We start from the raw sequence: 9,158 nt of genomic DNA, 5'->3' as shown, positions 1-9,158 counted from the left end.
GAACTCCAGCCTTCCAAGCTGGTAGCGTGGGTTCGATTCCCATCACCCGCTCCATTTATTATAATCACAAGCCAACATATTTCGCACCGAACGGACCTTCGATGAGAGGTCCTTTTTTTGTTGTCAAATCCGAACTAATGATAAGATGCGCATAGGTAACGTCCGATTTTTTCATAATAAAGTAAAGATTTTCGAGTTATTTTGTAGTATGATGTTAGGAAAGCCAAAATCCGTTGGAATAGGATTGCAGAGATGGGGGGAGACGAATGACAGACCTTACGTTAACCGCGAGCAAAGCGAACTCCAACAACTTGTTGCGGAGGGACGTTCGTTTTCTGGGTAATATCCTCGGTGAAGTGCTCGTCCATCAGGCCGGTAACGAGCTGCTTGACATTGTGGAAAAGATTCGGGAAATAAGCAAATCGTTGCGAGCTGTATTTCTTCCCGAACTATACGAAGAGTTCAAACAACTGATCAATACGTTGAACCCAGATATCAGGCATCAAGTGATACGTGCTTTTGCAATTTACTTTCAGTTGGTGAATATCGCAGAACAGAATCACCGGGTTCGGCGCAAGCGCGATTATGAACGTTCCGCTGGCGAGACGGTCCAGCCGGGCTCGATCGAGAGCGTCATTCTGGAATTGAAGGAACGCAATTGTTCGGAAGAGGAATTGCGCCAGATTCTGGACAGCATCTCACTGGAGCTCGTCATGACCGCCCATCCGACCGAGGCGATGCGCCGTGCGATTCTCGATATTCATAAGCGGATTGCGGAAGACATGATGCTGCTTGATAATCCTACGCTGACGTACCGTGAGCGTGAGCAGCTGCGCGACAAGCTGTTGAATGAAGTCATTACGCTGTGGCAGACAGATGAACTCCGGGATCGGAAGCCGACGGTATTGGATGAGGTCCGCAATGGATTGTACTACTTCAATGAGACGTTATTCGATGTTCTGCCTGAGGTATATCAGGAACTGGAACGTTGCCTTGATAAATATTATCCGACGCAGAGCTGGCATGTGCCTACGTATCTGCGGTTCGGTTCCTGGATCGGAGGAGACCGGGACGGCAATCCGTCTGTAACCGCGGAAGTGACGTGGGAGACGCTGCAAATGCACCGGAAGCTTGCGATTCACAAATACGAAGAACGGCTGAAGGAATTGTTCCGCAGACTGAGCTTCAGCACCAGCATTGTGCAAGTATCCGATGAGCTGCTGCAATCGATTGCGGCTGATCACGAGAATGTCCCTTTGAAGCGGACGACATTTTGGAATAATGAAAAAGAACCATATCGCATGAAGTTAATCTATATGTTCGAGCGCTTGCATAATATGATGGACGAGTCTATGCGAGATACTGCTGCGCGTTATTGCGATCCTGTAGAATTCGTGGAGGATCTGCGCATCATTGACCGTAGTCTGCGCCATCACTACGCGGATTATGTAGCCGATACGCTTGTTGCGAAGCTGATCCGCCAAGTGGAGTTGTTCGGGTTCTACATGGCCGCGCTTGATATTCGCCAGCACAGCAAAGAGCATGAGAGCGCCATGACCGAAATCTTGGCCAACATGAAAATTGTCGATAATTATGGCGCGCTTAGCGAAGAAGAAAAAATCGATTTGCTTCATAAACTTTTGCAGGACCCAAGACCATTGGTGTCGTCCTATATAGAGTACAGCGAGTCGACCCGGGAATGTCTGGACGTCTACCGCACGATCCAGCGGGCCCAGAAGGAATTCGGCGAGAAATGCATCACCAGCTATTTGATCAGCATGGCGGAGGCGGCCAGCGACGTGCTGGAGGTCATGCTGCTTGCCAAGGAAGTCGGCTTGTTCCGTCAAGAAGAGAACGGCAAGGTCCACTGCACGATTCAGGCCGTGCCGCTGTTCGAGACGATTGACGACCTCCATGAAGCGCCAGGCATCATGAAGCGGTTGTTCGACCTTCCGATCTACCGCAGCGCAGTCAGCGCGATGAGCAATGTGCAGGAGATTATGCTGGGGTACTCCGACAGCAACAAGGACGGGGGCGTATTTACCGCCAACTGGGAGCTGCGGATGGCGCTTAAAGGATTGACAGAAATGGCTCAAGATTATGATGTTAAAATTAAGTTCTTCCATGGACGGGGCGGGGCCCTTGGCCGCGGGGGAATGCCGCTGAACCGCAGTATTCTTGCCCAGCCGCCGCATACGATTGGGGGCGGCATTAAGATTACGGAGCAGGGCGAGGTTCTGTCCTCCCGCTATGCGATGCAGGGCATTGCCTACCGCAGTCTGGAGCAAGCGACCTCTGCGCTCATTCAAGCCGCTATGCTGGCACGGACAGCCCATACGGATTTGTATGAATCCAAGTGGAAAGAGCTGATGGAGAGCATTTCCCAGACGTCGTTGCAGAAATATCAGGACTTGATCTTCCGGGATCCGGATTTCCTGACTTACTTCAAGGAGTCGACGCCGCTGCCTGAAGTCGGCGAGCTGAACATCGGTTCCCGGCCTTCGAAGCGGAAGAACAGCGACCGGTTTGAGGATTTGCGTGCCATTCCATGGGTGTTTGCGTGGACGCAGAGCCGATATCTGCTGCCGGCATGGTATGCCGCAGGAACAGGCCTGCAGAGCTTCTATCAAGGCAAGGAAGAGAATCTGGCCGTGATGCGTGACATGTACCGCCATTATTCCTTCTTCCAGTCGATGATTGACAGCCTGCAGATGGCATTGGCCAAGGCCGATCTGGTTATCGCCAAGGAGTATTCCGGCATGGTGAAGGACGATGCCGTGCGGGAACGCATCTTCAGACAGATTGAAGAAGAGTATAAGTTAACGTCGGATTTGATTCTCAAGATTACGGGGCAGCAAGAGATTCTCGACAATGTCCCGGTCATTCAGGAATCGATCCGGCTACGCAATCCATATGTGGATCCGCTCAGCTATATGCAGGTTGGTCTCGTATCCGAATTGCGTGAACTGCGTGAAGCGGGCAATGACAATCCGATTCTGCTTCGTGAAGTGCTATTGACCATTAATGGCATTGCGGCAGGACTTCGGAATACAGGTTGACGAGTAGGGATCACCGTAAATAGGATTCGTCGATTCGGCCAGCGTAGGAAGCAAGGACGATGCAGTCGAGTCTTGAGTATTCAAGACTCGACTTTTCCTGTGTAGACGCAGGACAGGTTCAACGAGAGAGAAAGGAATCGTGGACGGGCTTGAAGCGTGGCGAGGGCAGCATTCCCTGTGAACCACGCATTATTGAACGGCCATCGTGCTGCGTGAAGAATGGACGGATGGACAGAGTACAGGGGACGGTGCTCCATAGGTTCGGATTCCTGCTTGCGATGTCCGTCATTGTCATTGTACCGCAATGATTGTGGAAGACATCGGCATTAACGGGCAGTGAGGATGGAGGGAGACCGTGAATACATTGGAGAAACGGCTCGCGAGATTGGCCCGCAAAGGAGACACACGGGCTTTCGCCGAGATTGTCGAATTATATAAAGATAAGATCTATCACCTGGCCTACCGCATGCTGAATAACCGGCATGAGGCGGAGGACGTGGTGCAGGATACCTTTTTGCGCGTATACCGCAATCTGGACCGCTACGACGAGAATCAGAAGTTCTCCACGTGGATTTACCGTATTGGGACGAACTTATGTATCGATCGGCTTCGCAAGCGGAAGCCGAATTACTCCCTCGACGCCGAGATGACGGAGCAGGAGGGCGTGGACGGATATGCCATGATTCCAAGCGACGACCGGACCCCGGAATCGTATCTGATTGTCAGCGAGACCCAACGGATGGTGCAGGAAGCGATTAATAGCCTGCCGTCCAAATATAGATCGGTCATGGTGCTGCGGTACTTGCAGGATATGTCACTCCAGGAGATCAGTGATGTGCTGGATATGCCGGTCACGACCATCAAAACGCGCGTGCACCGGGGAAGGGAATTTTTGCGCAAAAAGCTGGAACGGAAATTATAGGCATAAATAACAGATTATTTGTTTGAAACTATTCGATTGCTGCAGCGTAACGTATATGAGACCGGCAAATGTCCGACTTCTCTTCCGGCCGGATAGAGAGTTTCGACCTTGCGGGTTATTTTAGGAGACTTCAAGAAAGGACTGGCTCAAATGGATTGCAAACAAGCCGTCTCATTGATGCATGATCTTCTGGATGACGATTTGGACCGAGAATGTGCGGTGGAACTGAAAAAGCATATGCTTGGTTGCCCGGCTTGCCATGAGCGATTCCGTGAGTTGGAGCATACGGACCGCCTGCTGTACGGGTTCAATCATCGTTTGCAGCCCGTATCCGAGGATCTCACCGACCGCATTATGAGTATTATCCCGAAGCCGAAGCAGCGGAGCGCCTTTTCGGTATGGGTGAAGCGGCATCCCGCAATTACGGTTGCGGCCGTCTTTGTTGTGGTTATGATGACCAGTTGGCTCAGTATGTGGAATTCAGATAAACAGCTCGTTGTGAAAGGCTCGAATCTGGATGGCGTTGTCATTGAGAATAACGTCGTCATCGTGCCTCCTGACAAGGAGGTAGCCGGCGATCTGACGATTCGCAATGGCGCGGCCGAAGTGTACGGCAAGGTGAAGGGAGACGTTACCGTCATCGACGGGAAGCTGTTCCAGGCATCCACCGCGAATATTTCGGGATCGGTTCACCAGATCGACGAAGCCATCAGCTGGATATGGTACCAAATTACTAGTTTGTTCGGTACAAAGCCGGATGCCTCTTGATGGGACATCGATCGGCCTCTTGACCGATATCAAGCTCTCCTGCGATGTCTGTAGGAGAGTTTTTTGGTTCAGACAGGAGTTTTGCGTCATGGCGAAGAAAAGTATATAGTTAAGTTCATGAGAGAACGCTGTAGATGAATGATTTTATCAGGGAATGTTGGGGGTACCCGCATGAATTATTTTACGGACATGACGTGGCCGAACATGCTCAAGGATGTTATTGATATTCTGGCCGTGAGCTATATTATTTATCAATTGCTTGTCCTTATCCGTGGCACTCGCGCCATCCAACTGTTGAAGGGGATTTTTATCCTCGTCATCATCTGGGCGGTCAGTACATGGTTTAATTTATATACGTTGAAATGGTTAATGAATCAGATGTTCACCTTCGGGGTGCTGGCGCTGGTCATTATCTTCCAGCCGGAGATGCGGCGCGCCCTGGAGCAGCTGGGCCGAGGGAAAATATTAGGGCGCCGCACCGCCGTCGATGAGGACGAGACCGCCCGCAATATTGGGGAATTGATTAAGGCGGTGAATTATATGTCCCGGCGGAAAATCGGGGCGCTCATCGTGTTTGAGCGCACGACGGGGCTCAATGAATATACCGAGTCGGGCATTGGCATGGAATCGAGGCTTAGCTCTGAGCTGCTGATTAATATTTTCGTACCGAATACGCCGCTTCATGACGGCGCGGTCATCGTGCGCGGCAGCCAGATCGCCGCGGCAGCCTGTTATTTGCCATTATCGGAGAATCCGTTCATCAGCAAAGAGCTCGGAACGAGACACCGCGCGGCGATCGGAATCAGCGAAGTGAGCGATGCCATCTCGGTGATCGTATCGGAAGAGACGGGGCAGGTGTCTCTGTCTATGAACGGGCAAGTGGTCCGTGACATCAAGGAAGAGTCGCTTATCTCGAAGCTGTTCGAGGAATTGAAGCCGCCTGCCAAAAAGGAACGCCGCTTGTTCTGGAAACGAAAAGGTGAGCATCATGGATAAATGGTTAATGAACAATACATCCGCCAAGGTTATCGCGCTCCTCATCGGCGTGCTGCTGTTCATCGTCGTGCACAAGGATGATCCGGCGAGTGTCTCGGTTCCTCCGCTTATGGAGACGCGATGGATTGACAACGTCCAGGTGCGGACTGTCGGCTTGGATACGAAGCAGCAGGAGATCCAGTCGATTACGCCGGATTCGGTGCGGATTCAGGTGCGCGGGAAGCGAACCACGATCGCAGCCGCGCTGCCTGAGAATTATAAGGTGATTCTCGACCTGACCGGCTATGGCCCGGGCAAGCATGTCGTTCAGCTGCAGCATGATTTCCCTCCGGGCATCGAGCTTCAGACGATGCAGCCGTCGAGTGTCACGGTCGAGCTGGAGGACGTGCAGACGAAGGAGTTCGAGATTCAGGTCCGGACCCAGGGAGCGGCTGCCCAGGGGTATAAGCCGGGCACGCCGATTGTCTCCCCGTCGAACCGGGTTCATGTGACGCTGCCGGCGTCGCGGATGACCGAGGTGGCTGCTGTCGCTGCCGCCGTCAATATCGAGGGGGCCAATGAGTCGGTGATTGCCAAGCGCGTAAAGCTAACGGCCTATAATGTGCGCGGGGAGGAAATCGAGGATGCGGTCATTACGCCATCGGTCGTAGAGATTGAAGTTCCGATTACGAAGCCGTTCAAGACCGTTCCGCTTCAATTGGATTTGGTCGGGCAGCTTCCGGACGGACTGGCCGTCTCTTCACTCGTGCCGAGCGTCAACCAGATTACGCTGTATGGCCCTCAGGAAGCATTGAATAAGATCGAATTTTTCGACGGGGTTCAAGTGAATCTGAAGCAAATCGACCAGGCCGGACAATATAAGCTGAACGTAACATTGACGCCGCCGCCGAACATTGAGAAAATAGAACCGAGTGAGATTACGGTGGATGTCGTCGTGTCCGCCGTGACGCAAAAGGTGATTACCGGTGTTCCGATTACGCTCACCGGGGAGAATGACCGACTGGAGACATCGATTGCGGAACCGGCTACCCGCAAGCTTGATGTCACCGTTGTCGGTGCGCCGAACCTGATTGACGAGATGACAGCCAGCGATGTTCAGCTTATCGCGAATGTCAATGATTTGCCGGCAGGCACGCATACGATCAACGTTCAGGTCAATCTGCCCCGCTTCGTAAGGCGCGCGGAACAGACTCCGCTCACGGTAACTGTCGAGATTCGGGATAAGGGGGAGCCCGTCACGACAGATCCCGCTCCGGAAGGCGGCGAGCCGGATAACGGAACGCACGGCGCTACGGAAGGGAATCACCCAGGTACAGACACAACCGAGCCGAACCGCTCGAACCATGAGGAAGATCAGACGCCGGAAGAAGAGACTTCGACCGCTCCCGGCGACGATACGCTCACTCAGGAATGAACGCATATAATCAGCATGTGAACGATATATAACAAGTAATCGAGGAGCCGCCTTCATCCGCCCAGTTGCGGGCGGATGAAGGCGGCACAATGAAGGAGAGCAGGTTTTTATGGGGAAATATTTCGGTACAGACGGCGTCCGCGGTATTGCCAATACGGAGCTTACTGCGGAGCTTGCTTATAAAATCGGCCGCTGCGGCGGTTATGTATTAACAGGAAAGGCGGCCACTAAGCCTAAGGTGGTTATCGGCATGGACACCCGGGTATCGGGACGCATGCTGGAGGCCTCGCTGACCGCCGGCCTGCTGTCCATTGGGGCGGACGTGGTCCAGCTCGGCGTCGTGACGACGCCAGCGGTCGCTTATCTGACCCGCGAGCTGGGGGCGGATGCCGGCGTCATGATCTCCGCCTCCCATAATCCAGTGGAGGATAATGGAATCAAGTTCTTCGGCCGTGACGGCTTCAAGCTGCTGGACGAGACTGAATTGGAGATCGAGCGTCTGATGGATGCGGAGGTCGACGAATTGCCTCGTCCGATTGGCGTCGATCTTGGGACGGTCACGACCGACACGGAAGCGAAATGGCGTTATGTCGAATATTTGAAATCAACGGTGAAGCATCGGTTCGACGGCCTGAAAATCGTGCTGGACTGTGCGAATGGAGCGGCGTATGAATTAGCTCCCCGCTTGTTCCGCGATCTGGGCGCCGAGGTCATCGCGATTGGCGCCGAGCCGAATGGCTTGAATATCAATGCCGAATGCGGCTCGACTCATCCGGAGCAATTGAAGCAGGAAGTCGTGAAGCGAGGAGCGGATCTCGGATTGGCCTTCGACGGAGATGCCGATCGGCTGATTGCCATTGATGGAGCGGGAGAAGAAGTGGACGGCGACTTCGTGCTGCTCATCTGCGGCGAGGCGATGAAGAAGGAAGGACGCTTGAAGCAGAATACGATCGTGACGACTGTCATGAGCAATATCGGCTTCTTCAAGGCAGCCGACAGCCTGGGGCTGAGTACGGCTAAAACGGCGGTCGGGGATCGCTATGTGATGGAAGAGATGCGCCGCGGGGACTATAACCTGGGCGGGGAGCAATCCGGCCACGTTATCTTCCTGGATTATAATACGACAGGCGACGGGATGCTGACCGGCATTCAATTGGTTGACACGCTGAAGGGCAGCAGCAAGAAGCTGAGCGAAGCCCGGCAATTGATGCGCAAGTTCCCGCAGGTGCTCGTGAACGTGCGGGTTGAGGATAAGAGCAAGTACAAGGACAATCCGGTCATCGAAGAGGCCATTGCTTCGGTGGAGCGGGAATTGGGGGATAACGGCCGCGTGCTCGTGCGTCCGTCGGGTACGGAATCGCTCATTCGCGTTATGGCCGAAGGTCCGGAAGTCAATGTTGTCGAAGGATATGTCAAGCAGATTGCAGACGTGATCTTGCAGGAATTGAGCGTATCGAACTAGAGGAGCAAGCCGTCCATTCGTGTCGAGCGGATGGACGGCTTTTGTCCTAACTTGCCGGGACGCCGGTTGCCAACGGGGGGCAACATGAATATAATAAGAGCAGATTCCGTTGTGGCAGGATGGAAGGACAGCTTGCCGGGCTTCACGACATCACAGCAGTAGCCGGCTGACGCACGGAGTCGATAAGCATGTGTAGAATACACGGTATTCTGTCGAGGGCGGTAAGGCTGCTGAATCGGGCTAGCGTGATTCGAAGAGCTTGCCGAACGGGAAGCATGCACGTCATACGATTCAATGAGGAAAGCGAGGGTAGCAGCCATTTCACAGAGAACTGCATCATAAGCGCCAGCACTTGGCACCAGCGTTCGGCATGCTGGACAAGTGGACGAGGTGGAGGTGTTCGAAATTGTTCGGCGGGGACCTCCCGGTGCGCCAACGGCACCGTAATAGCATGGCGGAAAGCGGCAAGGCGACTTGCCAGACAACGCCTGCTTACGTTGATATGATAATTATATTATCGAATATACAGGAACGAAA

7 protein-coding genes are annotated in these 9,158 nt (G+C 53.3%); all 7 read left to right on the top strand.

The window, feature by feature from the left end; genetic code table 11:
• The first annotated feature begins 266 nt into the window (after window positions 1-266).
• On the top strand, window positions 267-3,059 hold the full coding sequence (ppc, locus tag DQX05_RS28130) for a phosphoenolpyruvate carboxylase (RefSeq protein WP_119796582.1): 2,793 nt from the start codon (window positions 267-269) through the stop codon (window positions 3,057-3,059).
• 59 nt (window positions 3,060-3,118) lie between these two features.
• Entirely contained in the window at window positions 3,119-3,367 is a 249-nt protein-coding gene (locus tag DQX05_RS28125; RefSeq protein WP_119796581.1) for a hypothetical protein, read from the top strand.
• Window positions 3,368-3,414: 47 nt separating this feature from the next.
• Window positions 3,415-3,981, top strand: a complete 567-nt coding sequence (sigW, locus tag DQX05_RS28120; protein ID WP_119796580.1) for an RNA polymerase sigma factor SigW — start codon at window positions 3,415-3,417, stop codon at window positions 3,979-3,981.
• Window positions 3,982-4,131: 150 nt separating this feature from the next.
• On the top strand, window positions 4,132-4,749 hold the full coding sequence (locus DQX05_RS28115; RefSeq protein WP_119796579.1) for a zf-HC2 domain-containing protein: 618 nt from the start codon (window positions 4,132-4,134) through the stop codon (window positions 4,747-4,749).
• Between the two features lie 171 nt (window positions 4,750-4,920).
• Complete coding sequence (gene cdaA / locus DQX05_RS28110) at window positions 4,921-5,745, top strand: diadenylate cyclase CdaA (RefSeq protein WP_119796578.1); 825 nt, start codon at window positions 4,921-4,923, stop codon at window positions 5,743-5,745.
• A complete protein-coding gene (locus DQX05_RS28105; RefSeq protein ID WP_119796577.1) occupies window positions 5,738-7,159 on the top strand; it encodes a CdaR family protein in 1,422 nt (473 codons plus the stop codon). Before cdaA ends, DQX05_RS28105 begins: the two co-directional genes overlap by 8 nt.
• A 109-nt stretch (window positions 7,160-7,268) precedes the next feature.
• Window positions 7,269-8,621, top strand: a complete 1,353-nt coding sequence (gene glmM, locus DQX05_RS28100; RefSeq protein ID WP_119796576.1) for a phosphoglucosamine mutase — start codon at window positions 7,269-7,271, stop codon at window positions 8,619-8,621.
• The last annotated feature ends 537 nt before the right edge of the window (window positions 8,622-9,158 follow it).

It is taken from the genome of Paenibacillus thiaminolyticus (genome assembly GCF_003591545.1).
In the GTDB taxonomy this organism is placed as follows: Bacteria; Bacillota; Bacilli; order Paenibacillales; family Paenibacillaceae; genus Paenibacillus_B; species Paenibacillus_B thiaminolyticus_A.
The sequence above is the reverse complement of the archived record's forward strand: the minus strand, read 5'-3'. Positions and strand labels throughout refer to the sequence as shown.